This window comes from Chryseobacterium binzhouense (assembly GCF_007474545.1).
Taxonomy (GTDB): Bacteria; Bacteroidota; Bacteroidia; order Flavobacteriales; family Weeksellaceae; genus Chryseobacterium; species Chryseobacterium binzhouense.
Map to the genome: position 1 here is coordinate 30710 of NZ_VKOG01000009.1, position 18787 is coordinate 49496.

At 35.0% G+C, this 18787-nt stretch carries 21 protein-coding genes; 12 read left to right on the top strand and 9 right to left on the bottom strand.

Translation table 11 applies throughout. The annotated features are described in order from the left end of the window. Nucleotides 1–9 precede the first annotated feature (9 nt). From FNE73_RS15860 to pth, 3 genes are all read left to right on the top strand, one after another. Complete coding sequence (locus FNE73_RS15860; RefSeq protein WP_143885533.1) at nucleotides 10–900, top strand: hypothetical protein; 891 nt, start codon at nucleotides 10–12, stop codon at nucleotides 898–900. A gap of 100 nt (nucleotides 901–1000) precedes the next feature. After that, complete coding sequence (locus FNE73_RS15865) at nucleotides 1001–1921, top strand: hypothetical protein (RefSeq protein WP_143885534.1); 921 nt, start codon at nucleotides 1001–1003, stop codon at nucleotides 1919–1921. An 87-nt stretch (nucleotides 1922–2008) separates the two neighbouring features. Further along, a complete protein-coding gene (gene pth, locus FNE73_RS15870; protein WP_143885535.1) occupies nucleotides 2009–2572 on the top strand; it encodes an aminoacyl-tRNA hydrolase in 564 nt (187 codons plus the stop codon). An 87-nt stretch (nucleotides 2573–2659) separates the two neighbouring features. Here pth and FNE73_RS15875 read toward each other — a convergent pair whose 3' ends face one another. The 5 genes from FNE73_RS15875 to FNE73_RS15895 all read right to left on the bottom strand — a co-directional run bounded on the left by FNE73_RS15875 (nucleotide 2660) and on the right by FNE73_RS15895 (nucleotide 7031). After that, nucleotides 2660–4246 (bottom strand): SulP family inorganic anion transporter, encoded by a 1587-nt coding sequence (locus FNE73_RS15875; RefSeq protein ID WP_143885536.1) that lies wholly within the window; start codon nucleotides 4244–4246, stop codon nucleotides 2660–2662. Between the two features lie 104 nt (nucleotides 4247–4350). Beyond that, on the bottom strand, nucleotides 4351–4623 hold the full coding sequence (locus FNE73_RS15880; protein ID WP_143885537.1) for a hypothetical protein: 273 nt from the start codon (nucleotides 4621–4623) through the stop codon (nucleotides 4351–4353). 39 nt (nucleotides 4624–4662) lie between these two features. Beyond that, nucleotides 4663–5346 (bottom strand): carbonic anhydrase, encoded by a 684-nt coding sequence (locus FNE73_RS15885; RefSeq protein WP_143885538.1) that lies wholly within the window; start codon nucleotides 5344–5346, stop codon nucleotides 4663–4665. Nucleotides 5347–5443: 97 nt separating this feature from the next. Further along, complete coding sequence (locus FNE73_RS15890) at nucleotides 5444–5998, bottom strand: serine O-acetyltransferase (RefSeq protein ID WP_143885539.1); 555 nt, start codon at nucleotides 5996–5998, stop codon at nucleotides 5444–5446. A gap of 109 nt (nucleotides 5999–6107) precedes the next feature. Continuing rightward, a complete protein-coding gene (locus tag FNE73_RS15895) occupies nucleotides 6108–7031 on the bottom strand; it encodes a LysR family transcriptional regulator (protein ID WP_143885540.1) in 924 nt (307 codons plus the stop codon). 97 nt (nucleotides 7032–7128) lie between these two features. Here FNE73_RS15895 and FNE73_RS15900 point away from each other — a divergent pair, with 97 nt between their 5' ends. Genes FNE73_RS15900 through FNE73_RS15920 form a run of 6 tightly spaced genes read left to right on the top strand, consistent with a single transcriptional unit; the run spans nucleotide 7129 to nucleotide 11822 of the window. After that, nucleotides 7129–8565 carry an NADP-dependent isocitrate dehydrogenase gene (locus FNE73_RS15900; RefSeq protein ID WP_143885541.1) on the top strand — a complete coding sequence of 479 codons (1437 nt, stop codon included), beginning with the start codon at nucleotides 7129–7131 and terminating at the stop codon, nucleotides 8563–8565. 21 nt (nucleotides 8566–8586) lie between these two features. Then, the gene (locus tag FNE73_RS16785) at nucleotides 8587–8763 is read left to right on the top strand and encodes a hypothetical protein (RefSeq protein WP_185147368.1); all 177 of its coding nucleotides are present in this window, start codon (nucleotides 8587–8589) and stop codon (nucleotides 8761–8763) included. Then, entirely contained in the window at nucleotides 8756–9037 is a 282-nt protein-coding gene (locus FNE73_RS15905) for a hypothetical protein (protein ID WP_143885542.1), read from the top strand. Before FNE73_RS16785 ends, FNE73_RS15905 begins: the two co-directional genes overlap by 8 nt. Nucleotides 9038–9039: 2 nt before the next feature. Beyond that, nucleotides 9040–9876 carry a DUF6671 family protein gene (locus tag FNE73_RS15910; RefSeq protein WP_143885543.1) on the top strand — a complete coding sequence of 279 codons (837 nt, stop codon included), beginning with the start codon at nucleotides 9040–9042 and terminating at the stop codon, nucleotides 9874–9876. Between the two features lie 10 nt (nucleotides 9877–9886). Next, nucleotides 9887–10837 (top strand): L-threonylcarbamoyladenylate synthase, encoded by a 951-nt coding sequence (locus tag FNE73_RS15915; RefSeq protein WP_143885544.1) that lies wholly within the window; start codon nucleotides 9887–9889, stop codon nucleotides 10835–10837. A 22-nt stretch (nucleotides 10838–10859) separates the two neighbouring features. Further along, nucleotides 10860–11822, top strand: coding sequence for a sodium-dependent bicarbonate transport family permease (locus tag FNE73_RS15920; protein ID WP_143885545.1), 963 nt, complete (start codon nucleotides 10860–10862; stop codon nucleotides 11820–11822). 2 nt (nucleotides 11823–11824) lie between these two features. Here FNE73_RS15920 and FNE73_RS15925 read toward each other — a convergent pair whose 3' ends face one another. The 4 genes from FNE73_RS15925 to FNE73_RS15940 are packed head-to-tail and all read right to left on the bottom strand — an operon-like array spanning nucleotide 11825 to nucleotide 15582. Next, on the bottom strand, nucleotides 11825–13018 hold the full coding sequence (locus tag FNE73_RS15925; RefSeq protein WP_143885546.1) for a glycosyltransferase: 1194 nt from the start codon (nucleotides 13016–13018) through the stop codon (nucleotides 11825–11827). Continuing rightward, entirely contained in the window at nucleotides 13019–13582 is a 564-nt protein-coding gene (locus FNE73_RS15930; RefSeq protein WP_143885547.1) for an acyltransferase, read from the bottom strand. A gap of 4 nt (nucleotides 13583–13586) precedes the next feature. Next, nucleotides 13587–14744: a glycosyltransferase gene (locus tag FNE73_RS15935; protein ID WP_143885548.1), complete on the bottom strand. Its 1158-nt coding sequence runs from the start codon at nucleotides 14742–14744 to the stop codon at nucleotides 13587–13589. Between the two features lie 7 nt (nucleotides 14745–14751). Further along, nucleotides 14752–15582: a glycosyltransferase family 2 protein gene (locus FNE73_RS15940; RefSeq protein WP_228430165.1), complete on the bottom strand. Its 831-nt coding sequence runs from the start codon at nucleotides 15580–15582 to the stop codon at nucleotides 14752–14754. Between the two features lie 97 nt (nucleotides 15583–15679). On the opposite strand from FNE73_RS15940, the gene FNE73_RS15945 reads away from it, so the two are divergent. Genes FNE73_RS15945 through FNE73_RS15955 form a run of 3 tightly spaced genes read left to right on the top strand, consistent with a single transcriptional unit; the run spans nucleotide 15680 to nucleotide 18787 of the window. Beyond that, nucleotides 15680–16450 carry a class I SAM-dependent methyltransferase gene (locus FNE73_RS15945; protein ID WP_228430168.1) on the top strand — a complete coding sequence of 257 codons (771 nt, stop codon included), beginning with the start codon at nucleotides 15680–15682 and terminating at the stop codon, nucleotides 16448–16450. 47 nt (nucleotides 16451–16497) lie between these two features. After that, the gene (locus FNE73_RS15950; RefSeq protein WP_143885549.1) at nucleotides 16498–17451 is read left to right on the top strand and encodes a glycosyltransferase family 2 protein; all 954 of its coding nucleotides are present in this window, start codon (nucleotides 16498–16500) and stop codon (nucleotides 17449–17451) included. Then, nucleotides 17441–18787, top strand: a complete 1347-nt coding sequence (locus FNE73_RS15955; protein WP_143885550.1) for a DUF6056 family protein — start codon at nucleotides 17441–17443, stop codon at nucleotides 18785–18787. The genes FNE73_RS15950 and FNE73_RS15955 overlap by 11 nt, the downstream gene beginning before the upstream one ends.

Consider the following 18787-nt stretch of genomic DNA (forward strand, 5'->3'; position numbering starts at 1 on the left):
ATTAAAACCATGATTAAAAACTATTTCATTAAAGCTGTTGCAATTCTTGCGATGGGATTTGTATTTTCTTGCGATAACACGACGGAAGATCCCATCAACAACAATAAGAATAATCCTAACAGTCCCAATGGAGGCGGAAGTACTACAACAATAACAGGACCGAGGATTTTACATAAAATCACTGCAAACAACATCATTAATCAGGAGTATGTAACCAATGGGACAATACTTGAAAAAGCGATTTTTAAAGAAACAAGTGCGGCTAATTCTTATATCATAGGAAAAGTTACCTACACATCAGGGAAAATTACGAAAGTTAAGTTTGATCAGGAAATTAATGGCTCCGTGCCTGCAAATAATATGTCGCAAGAATATAATATCACTTACGATGCTAGCGGGAAAATTAATTTCACGACCTGTTATAGAACGATAGGAGGTGTTCCTAATTTTGATAGTGAATATACCTATACATATGACGGAGCCGGCAAAATGACAAAAATTGTTGAAAAGAAAAAATCAGGAAATGCTTACTCATTCTTTTTCAATTATAATATCACATATACTGGCAGCAATATTTCAAAAATGATTATGGAAAATGGAATGACCAATTCTGCGGGAGTTCCGGATATGTCAACAGTGTTCACATCAACCTATAATTATAGTAGTTATGACAGTAAAATAAATCCGTACAATACGTTACCAAAAGAATTTTTTGTTGTTTGGAGTTTATATCATCCTTTTAATTTTTATTCTTTATCGGCAAATAACCTTACAGATTTCAGTATTGTTACACCTCCAGCTCCAGCAATTCCTGGAACGATCAACTATCTGTATGATTCTCAGAATTATCCGGTTTCTGATCAGTCACAGTCACAGAAATATATTTACAAAGCTTTGTAATTTATTTTTTATTGTATTTCTTGTGATAATATCTGTAAAAAGGTAATTTTTATACAAAAAAAAATTATATTTGTAGAAAATTATATAATCCCATTTAGAAATGAAAAAACTTTTCTATTTTGTTATACTAATAGCAGGTTTGTCTTCTATACACTCGTGTAAAGATTTGGTAAATGAAGAAGGGGATCCGCTTTTGGATCTGAATGATAATACGGGGCTTATCGGTCCAAGAGCTTTATCCAGAGAAGTTACCGATGTTGGTACTATTGCAGAATATCAGTACAGCGGTCTGCTTTTAACTAAAGTATTAACTGAAAAAGGCTCTGTAACCAATATCGAATGGAGCGGTGATAAAATAAGCAAAATTACTTATTACGGTTTTCTGGATTCTGACGGAGACGGTACTTTAGATACAGACAGTACGGCATATACCCAACAGTTTACTTATGGAAATTTGGGAAGGCTTACATTGATTTCAGAAAACAGAACAACTTACACAAAAGCTCCCGGAACTCCTCCACAGCCATGGGTAGTTTCAGCTAAAAGAAAAGCATTATATAATCTTACGTATAGCTCTACAACCGGAAAACTTGCTTCTATTGATATGAGAGACGGAGCAGACGCAGGAGGAAGCTCTTTTGTTTATACAGATTATTCTAAAGCTACTTTTACCTATTTAGGAGATAATGTATCTTATGTTCTAAAAGAAATTGGAGTACTCAACGGTAATACATTTGACCCTCCTACGCAGAGGTATGGCTTTGAATTTTCCAATTATGACTCCAAAATCAATGCTTATACATTGCTTCCTTTTGAGTACAAAGTTTCACATTTAATCTCTACAGAGATCAATGATGACAGAAGTATGATTTTGTCGCCCAACAATCCTAAAAGAGTATCGTTTACAAATTTAATGATGCCTATTCCTGATCCTATTATATTCTCAACAGATTACAGATATGATCCTCAGATGTATGTTACACAAGGTTTTTTAGTAAATTATTTTTACAAACCTCTGTAGATAATGTCATTAAAATATTTTAGCTCAATCCTTTTATGGGGTTGAGCTTTTTGTTTTATAAACCTTAATTTTGCAAAAAATAATTTCATGAAATATTTAATTGTAGGTCTTGGAAATAAAGGAACAGAATATGAAAATACCCGTCATAATATAGGTTTCAAAGTAGCTGAAAAAATTGCTGAGGATCTTGAGGTTTCTTTTAATACAACCAATTTTGGCTGGATGGCAGAAGGTAAATATAAAGGTAGAAAAGTTTTTGTTCTAAAGCCCGACACTTACATGAATCTCTCCGGAAATGCTGTAAAATACTGGATGCAGAAAGAAAATATTCCCTTAGAAAATGTAATGATCATTACTGATGATCTCGCTTTGCCCTTTGGGACTTTGAGAATGAAAATGAAGGGTTCTGACGCAGGTCATAACGGACTGAAGAATATTCAGGAAGTTTTAAAGACTCAAAATTATGCGAGACTTCGCTTTGGGATTTCGGCAGAGTTTTCAGAAGGGCGGCAGGTAGATTACGTTTTAGGAAGCTGGAATCAGGAAGAAAATGAAAAGCTGCCAGAAAGAATTGAAAAGTCTGCAAAAGCCTGTCTTTCATTTGTTTTTGCAGGAATTAATAATACGATGTCTGCATTTAACGGAAAATAAAATCCGCCGTAAGCTTTGCTTGCGGCGGAAAGAATATGAATGCTAAAATAAGTTGGTTATCATAAAATAATCATCTGCTTTTAATGATTAGATTGTTCGTCTATGTGTTACTTTTACATGTGATTGCTGATCATTTGCGTAATCTTTGTATGAAGTTTTAAAGCCTTCCAAACGCACATCTATATTTTCTTCTACAGCTCTTACATTGGCAAAATCTTCTATCATTTCGATAATGTCATCAGAAATATAGGAGGTTTTGCTGGCATTAATAACTACTTTAGAATTAGATTCGATATTTTTAAGCGTTTTCTTTATGGCGGCTTTGTTTAAGAAAGAAACTTCTTCAGCAAGATCAATTTTCACCTCATCTGCATCTTCCAGCTGTTCTTTACTGAAGTAATAGGCTCTTTTCATATTTCCCTGCAATAGGTAGAATATAGAGAAGCCGATTCCTATAGCAACACCCTTTAGAAGATCTAATGCAACAACAGCGATTAATGTAGCAATAAATGGCAGAAACTGATACTTTCCTTTTTCCCAAAAATGTTTTAGTTTGGAAGGACTTGCAAGTTTATAACCTACGATTAACAATACTGCAGCCAATGTAGCCAAAGGAATTTTATTAAGCAGGAAAGGAATTGTAAGCACACAAATCAACATAAATACACCATGGATGATGGCAGAGCTTTTACTGGTTGCACCGGCATTGGCATTGGCAGAAGATCTTACGACAACTGATGTCATTGGTAATCCTCCAATGAATGAAGAGATCAGATTTCCTATTCCCTGAGCTTTTAACTCCAGATTGGTATCTGTAATTCTCTTGTGTACATCCATTCTGTCAGATGCTTCTATACAAAGCAACGTTTCTATTGATGCTACAACAGCTATAGTTGCTCCTAAAATCCAGACTTTTACATCCAGAAATCCTTTGAAGTCAGGAAAAGTAATTAATTTTTTAAAGTCCTCCGTAGATTGAGGAACCGGTAGGTTTACCAGATGTTCTTTAGCGATTTCTAAAGAGGTGCCTTTAAAAACTTCATTCAGAACAATTCCTACAGCTACTGCCACCAAAGCACCGGGAAGCATTTTTATTCTTTTTAAAATATAAACTTTGTCCCAAGTGATAAGAATCGCAAGCGAAACCAAGGTTACAATTACCGCTCCTGTGGAAATTGCACTGGTTAGGTTGGTTAGATATTCCTGAAGATTAAAACCGTCAAAAATTCTTTGGTTACCTTCAAAATCTTTATCATAGCCCACAGAATGGGGAATTTGTTTCAAAATAATAATGACACCAATACCTGCAAGCATTCCTTCGATTACATTATTGGGGAAATAATTGGAAATACTGCCTGCTCTTAAAAAACCAAGAACCAGCTGTATAGCTCCTGCTATAATTCCGGCTGCCAAAAACAGCTCGAAACTTCCCAAATCAGTAATTCCTGCCAAAACAATTGCTGCGAGACCTGCAGCCGGACCAGAAACAGAAATATTAGAGTTACTTAAAAATCCGATAACAAGACCACCTACGATACCTGCAATAATCCCTGATAATGGTGGTGCTCCGGAAGCCAGCGCAATTCCCAAACACAAAGGAAGAGCTACCAGAAATACTACTAATCCGGATGGCAGATTTTGTTTTAAATCTGCAAAAAATGAAACTTTTTTCATTACTTAGTTTAATATAATAATTATAAAATGACAATACACTTATATGAAAAATATAAGCACACTGTATCAGGCAACTAATAATTTAATTGCTGTAAATATTAATGTTAAACTTCGGGAGGCGGTGAAAATATAGAGATAAAAGGGTTTAGATGTATAGAAACATCTCTTTGTTCGAATTTGTTTTTTTTATCTTCTATAGATTGCTTTACCAATATATAATCGCTGGATTTGTAAGGTTTAGGTGGGAATTTTTCATTAAAATTCGCAGTATTGGTTTTTACTTCTTCTTCGATTATATCATTGCTAAGTGTGGTAAGATTCCATTCAAATATTACGGATAAACTAGGCAGAACGATAAAGTTGACAAAAATTGCCAACGTTAAAATGCCCGTGTATTTCAGTAATGTATTGATGGCTTAATCTTTTAAATTGATGTTGTTTTTTCTGCTCATAACCCAGTCAGAATTGGTAAGGTCATATACTTTCTGAATGTCCTTTAATATTTTTTCAAAGTCAATGTTCAGATCAATGATTTTTCCTGTTTCCAGATCAAAAACCCATCCGTGTACAATGGGATATTGTTCCAGGATATATCTTTCTTGCACCACTGCCATTTTTACGACGTTTACGCATTGTTCCTGTACATTTAGCTCTATTAAGCGGTTGTATCTTTGATGTTCGTTTTCTATTGCATCCAGCTCAGCCTGATGTAATCTGTACACATCTCTGATGTTTCTTAGCCAAGGATTCATTAATCCGTAATCTTGTGGAGTCATTGCCGCTTTTACGCCACCGCATCCGTAATGTCCGCAAACAATAATGTGTTTTACTTTTAAGTGCTGTACAGCATACTGTATTACAGCGGTAGAACTCATATCCAGAGTGTTTACAACATTAGCAATGTTTCTGTGGACGAAAATTTCACCAGGACCGGCTCCCATTAGTTCTTCTGCTGTTACTCTGGAGTCACTGCATCCGATGTACAGGTAGTCAGGTGATTGACCGGCAGATAGTTTCTTGAAAAAATCGGCATCTTCGCCTAGCTTTTTGTCAATCCACGCTTTGTTGTTTTCAAAAATTTTGTTGTACTTTTGAGACATTTAGTTATTTTTTTAAATTTAAACGTATAAATATAATAAAATAAATTTAAACAAACCCTTTATAAATGCGTGGTTTCTGCTTTCAGCAAAAGGTTTGTTAAACTAAATGGTTGATATAGCCCTCTGTAGCATTTTCTTTTAAAATAATCTGTGCAGGATTTCCGATAACTAAAGAATTTGATGGAACATCTGAGTTAACATAAGCATTTGGAGCAATAAGTACATTGTCTCCAATTTTTATTTTTCCTACAATTACTGCATTAGGACCAATCCAAACCTGATTGCCAATCTCAGGAACGCCTTCATTTTTTCCTCTGTTGGCTTGTGCGATGGTTACACCTTGTGCAATATTGCAGTTTTTGCCAATTTTTGTTTTGGGATTAACGACTACTGCTCCCCAATGTCCTAAATAAAAACCTTCTCCTATCTCAGTTTCAGGATAAATCTGAAAACCGTATTTAATCTGATAATGTCTTAATAAAAATCTCCAGAAAATACCCGGAATTGATTTTTTTGAATGTTTTTGACACTTTCTCAAAAGAAAGATATAATGCAGGTTTGGATTAATACATTTTATCAAAATATCTTTGCTAGAAAGCCATTTTCCGCTTTCCCTGTAGAAATCCTTCTGTATTGTAGTGTAATTTTTCATATTGTGCAGAGAATGAAGATTGATCAACTGATGTTGATTAATTTAAACAAAAGTAATTAATTGTAACTAATCTATTTAATTTTAAAAACTTGATTTTATGTCTTAGAAATTAATACTTCTCATACCACCTAAACGTTTCGTGGGCAATAGTTTCTTTTTCTTTTTGCAGAAATTCTAAAAATGCTTCAGAAACCGGACTGTGTTTTTTCTCTCTAAGCCAGATCAAACTCCAGTTGGTTTTGATAGGTAAACCTTTCATCGGGATAATTTGTAACTCTTTATTCCGCAGCTCGTTTCTGATTCCTATGAGCGGCATAATAGAAAACCCTAAACCTGCTAACAAAGCCTGTTTTACCGCTTCGTTGGAGGTAAGTTCCATTTTTTTGAGTACAGAAATATGGTTTTGGTTAATGAATTTTTCCATAGTTTGTCGGGTTCCTGAACCTTTTTCGCGAAAAATTAACGGCAGACTTTCAAAAAAATCTTTTACATTTTCCTGACTTTCCACGTTTTGCTGCGCATTTCCTACCAAAAAAAGTTTGTTTTGCAGTAAGTCTAATTTTTCGATACTTAAATTTTTAGGCAATATGGAAACCAGCGCAAAATCTACCTCATTATTTTCCAGACTTTCTATTACTTTTTGTTTGTTGGTTACATCCATTTCCAGCTCAATTCCGGGATGTTGCTGCATAAACTGGCTCAAAAAATAGGGCATCACATATTTTCCGGTAGACACTACAGAAATTTTTAATCTGCCTGTAAGTTGCCCTTTATAAGCCATCGTTTTATAATTAATGGCGTGTACCTGCTGAATAATTACTTCGGCTGCTTTGGCTATTTCTCTGCCAAAATCGGTAATGTAAATTTTTCTGCCAATGACTTCAGTAAGCGGAATATTAAACTGATCCTGAAAGTTTCTCAATTGTATCGAAACTGCAGGCTGCGTCAGATGAAGCTCTTCCGAAGCTTTTGTAACGCTCTGAGTCTGTACAATTTTCAGGAATATCTGTAGTTGATTTAACGTGTAATTCATAAAATATGTTTATATAAAACATTACAAAAATAAATAAAAATTTATGAATTTCATTTCTCAAATTTGTCCACAGAAATAACAAACTAAAAATTATTCAATGAAAAGAATTACAGTAGCTAAAGGTGATGGTATAGGTCCGGAAATTATGGATGCAACCCTGAAAATAATTTTAGCAGCAGGAGCACAATTGGAAATTGATGAAATAGAAATTGGAGAGAAAATATATCTGTCCGGAAACACTTCCGGAATTTCTTCCGAAAGCTGGGATATTATCAGAAGAAATAAAATTTTCCTGAAAGCACCTATCACCACTCCTCAAGGCGGAGGATATAAAAGTCTGAATGTAACTACCCGAAAATTTTTAGGATTGTACGCCAACGTAAGACCTTGCACCAGTTTGCACCCTTTCGTAAGTACCAAACACCCGGTAATGGATATGGTGATTGTGAGAGAAAATGAGGAAGATTTGTATGCAGGAATAGAACATCAGCAGACCGATGAGGTAATACAATGTCTGAAACTCATCAGCAGACCGGGCTGCGAAAAAATTGTAAGATATGCTTTTGAATATGCAAAACAGCAAAACCGAAAAAAGGTAACCTGCTTTAGCAAAGACAATATTATGAAACAAACCGACGGATTGTTTCACCAGGTGTTCAATGAAATTGCAAAAGAATATCCGGAAATAGAAAATGAACACTGGATTGTTGATATAGGTGCTGCAAAAGTGGCAGATACACCGGAAGATTTTGATGTGATTGTGATGCCGAATTTATACGGAGACATCATCAGCGATATAGCTGCACAAATTACGGGTTCTGTTGGTTTAGCAGGCTCTGCCAATATCGGCGAAGAATGTTCTATGTTCGAAGCGATACACGGTTCTGCGCCTACCATTGCAGGACAAAACGTTGCTAATCCTTCAGGTTTATTGCAGGGAGCGGTGATGATGCTGAACCATATCGGACAAAACGAGGTGGCCGAAAAAGTACACAATGCGTGGCTGAAAACGCTGGAAGACGGTATTCATACCCAAGATATTTTCAGCGATGAAACCAGCAAACAAAAAGTAGGAACCCAAGCGTTTGCCGATGCCGTAATTGCTAATCTGGGACAAAAACCAGCCCAGCTAAAACCGGTGCATTATGCCAACAATACGGTAATGGATCTTCCAAAATACCAAAGAAAACCTTCGGCGAAAAAAGAATTGGCAGGAGTAGATGTTTTCGTGCATTGGAGCGGAACAGATCCTAACGAATTGGCAGAGAAAATGAAAAAAATTCAAACAGAAGGCATTCAACTTACAATGATTACCAACCGTGGTATTAAGGTGTGGCCCGATGGTTTTAAAGAAACTTTCTGTACCGATCATTGGAGATGCAGATTCAAACCTTCTGAAAATCAGAAAATTCAGAAAGAACATATCATTCAGTTATTGCAAAGCGCGCTGCATCAGGAAATTGATGTCATTAAAACAGAAAATCTGTATGAATTTGATGGAAAAGCCGGATATTCTCTGGGGCAGGGACAGTAAAAATCATTTAAAATAATTTTTATGATAACTAAAAATCTAAGTCTTGCCCTATCATTAGGATTTTTGATGTTGTCCCTAATGTTAGGAATCTTCATAGAAAATACCATCTACAGCCATCTGTTTACTTTGCTGGCTATTGTTACCGGAGCAGATTGTTTACAGAAATTTTCACCTCAAAATAATAAAGACAATGAATAATTTAGAAAAATTGACCCTTATAGAAGGGAACTTTACCACAGAAGAAGCCAAAGAAATTTTGCAGAATGTTTTTATGACTAAAATTAAATTCCATGAGCATAAGAATTTCAGCAGTATTGAGCGGTTCGGAAAGGATGACGAAACTGCGGTAAGCAGAATTCCGGAACTTAAAAAAGAATTGCAGCGGCTGAACGAAATTTTCACCTGGGCGCAACAGCATCATAAAAGACTTCATTTATCATCAGAAATTCATATTTCTTTTATTGAAGAATAAATATGTTTGAAGGAAGAACCCTGCTTATTGCAACCAAACATCAAAAAGAGAAGGTGATTGCCCCAATTTTTGAAAAAGAATTTGGGGTAAAATGTATTGTTTCGCAGCAGTTTGATACAGATGTTTTAGGAACTTTTACAGGGGACGTAGAACGCGAAAACGATCCGCTTACCACGGTAAAAGAAAAATGCAGAGCAGCGATGAGTTTGGAAAAATGCGATTTGGCTATTGCAAGCGAAGGTTCTTTTGGGGCGCATCCCAGTGTGTTTTTTGCTTCGGCAGACGAAGAATTTCTGGTGTTGCTGGATGAAAAAAATAAGCTGGAAATTATAGCCCGAGAAATAAGTTTGGAAACCAATTTTGCAGGATCAGAAGTGGCAACAGAAAAGGAATTATTGGAGTTTGCTGCTAAAGCAGGTTTTCCGCAGCACGGCTTGATTATTAGAAAAGAAGCGCAGGATGCTACCCATTTGGTAAAAGGAATTACAGATGAAACTACGCTGCTCAATAGTTTTAAAGAATTTCAAAAACTATACGGAAAAGCATTTGTAGAAACCGATATGCGGGCAATGTACAATCCTACCAGAATGAGCGTGATTGAAAAAACCGCAAAAAAACTGGTGGAAAAAATTAAATGTACCTGCCCCAATTGCCAAACACCCGGTTTTGATATTACCGAAGCCGTGAAAGGTTTGCTTTGCGCACAATGTGGTTTTCCTACCAGAAGCACGCTCAGTTACATTTATTCTTGTAAAAAGTGCGATTTTAAAAAAGAGGAAAAATATCCGCATCAAAAACAATTGGAAGATCCTATGTACTGCGATTTCTGCAATCCTTAATGAAGAAAAAATGATTACAAAAGATATTCAAAAAGCTATAGAAGCATTAGAAAATAATGAGTTGATAGCGCTGCCAACAGAAACGGTTTATGGTTTGGCAGGAAATGCTTACAACGAAACGGCCATTAAAAAAATTTTTGAGCTTAAAAAAAGACCGTTGTACAATCCGTTAATTGTGCATCTGCATTCGGTAGCACAGTTGAAAGAAGTAGCAAGGGAAATTCCGGAAAAAGCAAAGATACTTGCAGAAAAATTCTGGCCAGGATCGCTCACTTTAGTATTGAAAAAGCAGGCTCATATTCCTGATTTGGTAACGGCTGGAAAAGATACTGTGGCGGTAAGAATTCCGCAGCATTTAGTTGCATTGGCGTTATTGGAACAGTTAGATTTTCCTTTAGTAGCACCCAGCGCTAATCCTTTTGGAAGCATTAGTCCTACTTCTCCACAACACGTCAGTAATTATTTTCAAGACAAACTGCCCGTTATTTTAGATGGCGGAAATTGTGCAAACGGAGTAGAATCTACTATTGTTGGTTTTCGGGGCGATTCAGTTGTTTTGTACCGGCACGGTTCGGTATCAGTAGAAGAAATAGAGCAGGTGATTGGCAAAATAGAAACCATAACCCACAACGATACCACGCCCGATGCACCCGGAATGCTTTCAAAACATTATGCCCCCAAAACTCCTGCGGTACTTACGGAAAATATTGAAAACGAAATTCAGAAAAATTCAGGAAAAAGAATTGGTGCTTTAATATTTAAAAATCAAACGAAAACAGCAGTTGCGTATCAGGAAGTTCTTTCTGTAAAAGGAGATTTAAAAGAAGCCACCAAAAATTTGTATGCCGCTTTGCATCGGTTGGATGCAATGGATTTGGACATCATTATTGCTGAACGTTTACCAGATAACGGTTTGGGAATCACATTAAATGACAGGCTCAGCCGCGCCGTAAAAAGATAAAAAATTAAGTAAAATTAAACGAATGAATTTTGATTTATTGATAGAAAATTTAACCAATCCTGCACTGTTGTTTTTTGTGTTGGGGGTAATAGCTGTGCTGGTAAAAAGCGATTTGGAAATACCGCCCAACTCTTCCAAGTTTATCTCTTTATACCTGCTTTTTGCTATTGGATTTAAAGGCGGACAGGAATTGTCGCACGAGCATTTTACGGCAGAAATCGGTTGGTCTATGCTTTTCGGAATTGCTTTATCGCTGGTGATTCCGCTGTACACATTTTTTATTTTAAAGAAGCGTTTATCACTCTATGATGCAGGAGCTATTGCTGCAGCTTATGGCTCGGTAAGTGCCGTAACTTTTGTGACCGCAGCCAGTTATTTAGAAACTCAGCAGTTGGAGTTGCACGGTCATATGGTAGCCATTATGGCGCTGATGGAATCTCCGGCAATTATTATGGGCTTAGTGCTTATTTCAATTTTTGGGAAAGATCAGGGCAGTGAAATCAAAAAAAGAACCGCCATTAAACATTCATTTACCAACGGAAGCGTGTTGCTTATTTTGGGAAGTTTGGCAATTGGTTTTTTAGCCGATGATAAACAGGCAGAAGGTATAAAACCTTTTACCAACGATTTATTCAAAGGGTTTTTAGCCATTTTTCTTTTGGATATGGGTGTTACCAGCGGACGAAAGCTAAAATCTTTTTTCTCTTTCGGCTGGTTTCCTATTTTATTTGCAGCGATTATTCCGTTGATAAACGGCTGTATTGTTGCGTGGATAAGTTCGTGGGTTACTCCTGATGTTTCTAGCCGTTTTATTTTTGCTATTCTTGCGGCAAGTGCATCTTATATCGCCGTACCTGCCGCAATGAAAATATCTGTGCCGAAAGCCAATCCGGGATTGTTTTTACCGATGGCACTGGCAGTTACTTTCCCTATGAATATAACAATCGGGATGCCTTTGTACTTTCTGGTGGTGCAAAATACTTAGATTTATACAGAAAGCTCGTCAATAATTTCCATAATAGAATTGACAGAATTTTGCAGACTAAAAGGCATTTGATAATCTTTAAGATTGTTTTGATAGGTGTTAAAATGATCTGGTGTTGTCAATGCCTTTTTCATTCCCTCATAAATTCCTTCTTCGGAATTCTCAACAATTAAGCCTAATTTGCCGTTTTCCAGCATTTCATTTACTCCGGAAACTTCTGTAGCAATAATGTTTTTCTTAAGCGTAATCGCTTCAAACAAAACCGTAGGAAAGCCTTCGTATCTTGAACTGAGAATATAAAACTCTGCTGCTTTAAAATAGGGATAAGGATTGTCTGTAAAACCAAGCATTTCAGCAGTATTATCTACGCCTAATTCTGCTTTTAATTTTCGGATGTTTTCAAAATCATAACCGTCGCCAATAATTTGAACCCGATGTTGGTAGCCTTCATCCAAAAGTTTTTTATGAACTTTCAGCAATCTGTCAAAACCTTTCTGTGGGAAAACCGTTCCTACACTTACGAGAGTTGGTTGTCGGTTGTTGGTTGTTGGTTGTTGGTTGTCATTGTGAGGAACGAAGAAATCTGTTGCTTTTTCATTGGACTTTTTTAGAATTTCTTCCGTATCCAAAGGGTTGTAAATTCTGACGATTTTGTTTTTCTCCTTTTCATTTCGGGCTAATTTTTCAAAATCGTTTTGAATTTTCTCTGAAATCACCATTATTTTATCAAACCCAAAGAATTTTCTAAACTCATCATCCGTATAATGGTGAAATTCTGTTTTAGTGAGATCATTATGAATCCAGACCATTTTTTTAGATGAAGAAATGGGGGAGTTTAGAATCTCGTCTCTCATTCCGTGAATGGCGGCAAATTCTATGTCGTATTTTTTGTTTTTGAGAATAACAGAATATAGAATTTTTGGAAATTTTTTCAGTAAACCTTGGTAAAAAACTCTAAATGCTTTCTTTGGAAGATCCTGCAAACGGTTAGTAGTAATCATCTCTCCTTTATTCAGATAGATAATGTTGATCCATTTCGGGATTTCACTCAAATACTTTCCTGAGTATAAGTTTAAAAGCAAATCTATTTCATATTTATCTTCAGGTAGATTTTTAAGAAAGGTCGCCAAAACTTTTTCTGCACCACCGTGGCGCAGAGAACCTATTCTGATGAGGATTTTCTTTTTGGGGCGCATCTATTTTTTTATAGGTTTATATTTGTGCGGCAGGTTTTCTTTTATATAAGCATCAAGCTTTGGTCTTATGACTTCTAGCTCACGCGGATACATTACATTATTTTCCAGAGCCTTATTGCCATATTCTTCTATGGTGCATATAAATTTTGCAGGAACTCCTGCATAAACAGAATTATCCGGCATTGATGAATTTAAAACTGATCCTGCTCCCAGAATACAGTTGTTTCCCATACTTGATCCTGGTAAAAATGTGCAGTTATTTCCTACGAAACAGTTTTCTCCAAGCCTGATTCTGCCAAAATTTCTCGCATCTTCATATTTTTCTATATTTCTGATTACATACATGGCCCCGTCATGATTGATGAAGGTGCAACCTGCTGTAATTTTTGTGCGATCTCCAATTTCTATAAGATAGGGCTCAGAGCCAAACGAAGGGGCTTCAATAAAAATGACATTCTTCCCAACTTTCATGCCTTTAACTTTACAAATTTCAATGTAGGATTTGTCGTAAAGCTGTTTCCAAATCGTATGTATTTTTATAACAATACGGTACAGTAAATTCATCAAGTTATTTTTCTGCTAATTTAATAATGATATTCTCAACGGCATCAAAAATTTTCTGATTGTCAAATTCTGTTTCAATATTTGTCAAATTTTCTTTAATCTTATTAACATATTCAGGTTCTATCATAAACTTCTTCGTGGCATCATACATTTCTTCTATGCTATAATTGATAAGATATCCTGTTTTATCATGGGTAATCATCTCAGGAATACCTCCTACATTTGTTGAAATGATGGGCTTTTGTAAGATCAAAGAATCAGCAATAATCAATGGCCAACTTTCAGATTCTGAAGGCAGAATAAAAAAGTCTGCATTTTTGACGTAGGGATATGGATTAAGTAATGAACCGATTAGCTCAAAAGTTTTTGTAACACCTAGCTCCAGAGCCTGTTTTTTAAGGTTTGTCATTTCCTCACCGTCACCAATAATGATAATATGATGATCGAAACCGTCATTTATCAATCTGGAATGAGCCTGCATAAGTTTATGAAAACCTTTTCTGCTGTGGAGCCTGCCCACGGAAACAAAAATGATTTTTTCGGGAAGCTGAAGAGCACTTTCGCTGGCTTTATTTTTTATTTCTTCAATCGGAATGGCATTTCTGATAACCTGATTTTCAGGAATGTGTAAATTTGGGTATGTTTCTATCAAGATATCCTTGGTTTGCTGAGATCCGAAAATGAAATAATCAAACTGAGGAATCTGTTTTAAAATTTCCGGCACCAGCGGCTGTAATTTGGGTAGCGTAATGTCTGAATGAAACCAACCAATTTTTTTTGAATTTTTGTTTGATGAATTTAAAACTGAAGAAAAAGCTGCGTAAGTAGGAGCTATTTCTACATCAAAATGGTCATTTAAAATTTTAGTAGAAATTTTAGGGTTTCTGCTGGCTTTATTGAGCCTCAGTTTTCTTTTTGCAAGCTGCAATTTATGAATAAGAGGGTTTGCAGAAAAATCTTCTTTTCCTCCGGCGATAAAAACTTTTCTTACATGAGACGGAATTTCATTACGGAGCTCTCCCTGATTGATATTAAGACATAAAGTAATCTCAAATTTTTCCTTGCTGAGATGATTCAGCATGCTGAGAACAACCTTTTCTACACCTCCCATCTCCATAGAACGGTGTCTGAACAGTACTTTTATTTTTTTATTTTCTTTCATCCTGATTTTACTGCATCATTATTTTCAATTTTTTCAAAATCCGGAAGGAGATTGAGTTCTGGTATTCCAAAAGATCATAAATCTCTTTTGGCTGGCTGTATTTTGAAGGGATTTTTTTTCCGTTAATGGTTTGTAAGCCACGTCTTTTCATCGCATTGAAAATTACTTTTGCAAAATACTCTCTGGCTTTAGGCAGGTTTTCATTCTGTGAAATTCCTCCGGAATGTGTACGGTACAGATAATTTGGTTCATTGATGTATTTTACATTACCTTTTTCATACATTTTCAGATACAGATCCTGATCTTCTGCAATTTTCATTTCAGTATTTATTTTCTCGGTCTTTTCATAGACATCTTTTCTGAAACATACAAAATGCACAATGTGTACAGGGCAGTTGAAAAAGTAAGGATCATTATTGACCACCTGCATTCCTGATATGAATGACTCAACAGGTTTCAATTGTTCATCACATTTTACGAAACTGGAATATGTAAGTACAATCTTGTGATCTTTTTTAAAAACATTAACTGCAGATTCCAGAGCATTGAATGTAATGGCATCATCGGGATCTACAAATCCGCATATATCTCCAGTTGCAAGCTCAATCAGTTTGCTTTTTGTAATGCCAACTCCGCTGTTTACATCATTTTTATAGATTTTAAAACGAGGATCATCAGCTACAAGTTCAGAAATGATTTTTAAAGAGTTATCTGTAGAAGCATCATCCAAAATAATAACTTCCCAATTTTTAAAATTTTGTGCAATAATGGAATGATAGCAGTCATGAAAGAACTTTCCGTTGTTGTAATTGGCAATTAAGATTGAAAATTTTATCATGAGGGACGCATCTTTTATGTTAATAAATTTACACAAAGATAAATATTCTGCTCAATCTGATAAAAATCTTTATTTTTGTAACATTAAAATAAACACTGTGAGCGAAATAAGACGAGTTCTCAAAACTTTTATAGGGTACCTGAAGCGTCCGGATCTCTATCCTGAACTGGGTAGAAAAATAATCAAGAATATTTTTAACAGAAATAATGCTTTTAAAGGAAAAGAAAAAACCAATCTTTGGGCTTCAAAAATTGCTGTGAGTCAGCAGGAAGCAATTAAAAAAATATTTGGTTTAGATTTTCAGAGATTTTCAGAAAAATATCCTCAAGAATTTAAACATGCTTTAGATCTTCAAAATGCATGTCCCGTAAAAATGGGAGGTGCTGGGGCATTAGAGCTTTTATACAGTGCTTGTGAATTTACTCAGGCAAAATCTGCTATAGAAACCGGCGTCGCCTATGGATGGAGCTCGTTTGCAATACTTACTTCTCTTCAAAAAAGAAACGGAATTTTATACAGTTCTGATATGCCTTATCTGGGGCAGAATGGAGATAGATATGTAGGTTGTGTTGTTGCTGAAGATCTAAAAAGTAACTGGAAGCTTTTTCGTCATGCTGACCGTGAATCTTTACCTAAAATTTTAAAGGAATGTGGAGAGGTAGACGTGATGCATTATGATTCCGACAAATCCTATGAGGGAATGAAATGGGCTTATGAAACACTTTATCCAAGATTAAGAAAAGGAGGGGTTTTCATTTCTGATGACATTAACGATAATTCTGCTTTTCAGGACTTCTGCGAACAGCAGAAAATTACTCCCGTTGTAGTTGAATTTGAGGGAAAATTTGTTGGAGTTTTTGTGAAATAAATTCTGATTGCCATTAATTACTTTTACTAAAGAAACACTGTATAATTATGAGGAAAGTTTATCTGATTATATCTGCTTATAACGAAGAAGAGAATCTGGAAGTTCTTTATTCTGGTCTTCATGAAGAATTAAATAGGATTTCTTTTGAAAATTATGAGATGGTTTTTGTAAATGACGGTTCGAAGGATCATACGCTGCACATATTAAAGGAGTTACAAAAAAAAGATTCTTGTATTACGATCATTAACCAGTCTAAGAATTTCGGACATGAAATGGCTATGACCGCAGGATTAAATTATGTTGCACAGCAAAACAAAGAGAAAGAGTTTGCGGTGCTTTTTATGGATGCGGATCTGCAACATCCGCCTGCAATGGCTGCAGAAATGATTCAGAAATGGATAGAGGGTTATAAATTAGTTCTTACTCAAAGGACAGATAATGAAGATAAAGGATTAAAATACAGAATTCTTGGAAATACTTATTACAGAATTCTAAACTTTCTTTCTGATGTAAAAATCCCGAGAAATATGCCTGATTTCAGACTTCTAGACAAAAAATATGTAGTATGGATAAATCAGCTTAATGAGACTGACAGGATGTTCCGGGGAATGCTGTCGCTGGTTGGGCTTCAGGATGCTTTGATCTTGGAATTTACAGCTCCCAAAAGATATGCAGGAACTTCTAAATATAATTTTTTGAAACTTTATAAACTTGCCATTGACAGCGTTATCCAGTTTTCTGTAAAACCATTGAGATTAGCAACGTTATTAGGTTTTTTAGGCTGTTTCAGTTCTATTTTGTTTTTAGCATTTTCTATTTACAAAAGCCACCTTAACCATGAGCCAAAAACAGGGTTTCTGACTCTTCTTTCAGTAATGATTTTTTTCTGTTCTCTGATTATGCTTTTCCTGGGTATTTTGGGGGAATATATAGGCAGAATTCATATAGAAGTAAAAAACAGACCATTGTATTTTAACGAAATTATTAAAAATGAAGACTAAATATTTACCTTTATTTTTAATTGTGTTTATCAATATCGGATTTCTTTTGAGTGTGTATTGGTTTCCGGTTACCCGTGATGAATTTTACTATCTCGACAAGACACAATTGCCGTATGCTTTTTCTGAATACTGGACTAGCTATAATTATGTAAATCCAAGAATTGGGCAGTTTTTTCTAAATATTGTTGCACGAAGTAAAATATTAAAACTAATATTCAGTTTTCTCATTTTCAACGGGTTTTTATGGGCATTATTTGCTAATATTTTCAGAAGATTTCCAAAAATTTCTGATAAAGAAGATATGTGGAAACTTTTAATTTTAGCAGGAGTATTCATATTTTTAATTAATTATTTCGGAGAACTGTTTTATTACAGCCCTTTTGCAACCAATTATACATTTACACATGTTCTGTATCTTTTGTATTTGTTTGTAATGACAGAATATTTTGTTTTTCAGAATAATGTACTTCCAAAATCTCCTGTAAAAGCTGTTTTATTATGTTTTGTAGGTTTTGTTATAGGAATGGGTAATGAGCATGTTCCCCCTGTTCTTCTGCTATTTTCTGGACTATTTGGTTTAAAATTTCTACTTCAAAACAAGAAACTGCCAGATTTCAATATCATAATAACTAATATTTCCATTGCGATTGGTTATCTGGCTTTATTTTTTGCACCGGCAAATTCGATTAAATATAAAACTGTAGGTAAAGTTCAGTACGGATTTAGTCTTTCTGATTATATTTCTACTTTCACAAAAATTTTAAAAACATATTATTATTTCAATCTAGAACTGATGATTGTTTTGGGAATTGTTATAACTGCGTTTGTTTATCTGATCAAAAAAAGGAAATTTTCGCGTAAAGAATTTTTGCTGGTAATAAGTCATTTAATCATGGGTTTTTTAACAATACTTATCATTTCGTACTCTCCTCTTACCGGAACACGTCTTATGTTTTTCACAACAATATCTTTTATCATTGTAATTTGTTTTATTGGTGTAAGACTTGCTGAGGAATATCATTTTCATTTAAAATTATTAAAAGGAATCACAACAATCTGGCTTTTGATATTTTTCACTTTGGGTTGTATTATTTGTTGTCATGCAAACCTTATTTTTGAAAGGCTTTGCAATGAAATATCAGAAAAACGAAGAACTTCCAAAGATATAATTCTTGACAAAAAACTGGATTATTTTGTAAATGATTTCTCTACATTTAACAGGCGTATTTTATTTGAAAACGGTAATGAATACATTGATAATAATCCGGATCAAAATACTGCTGAAGAAAAGAATCTCATCTTATATTTTAATTTAAAAACACTTTCGCATCATTAA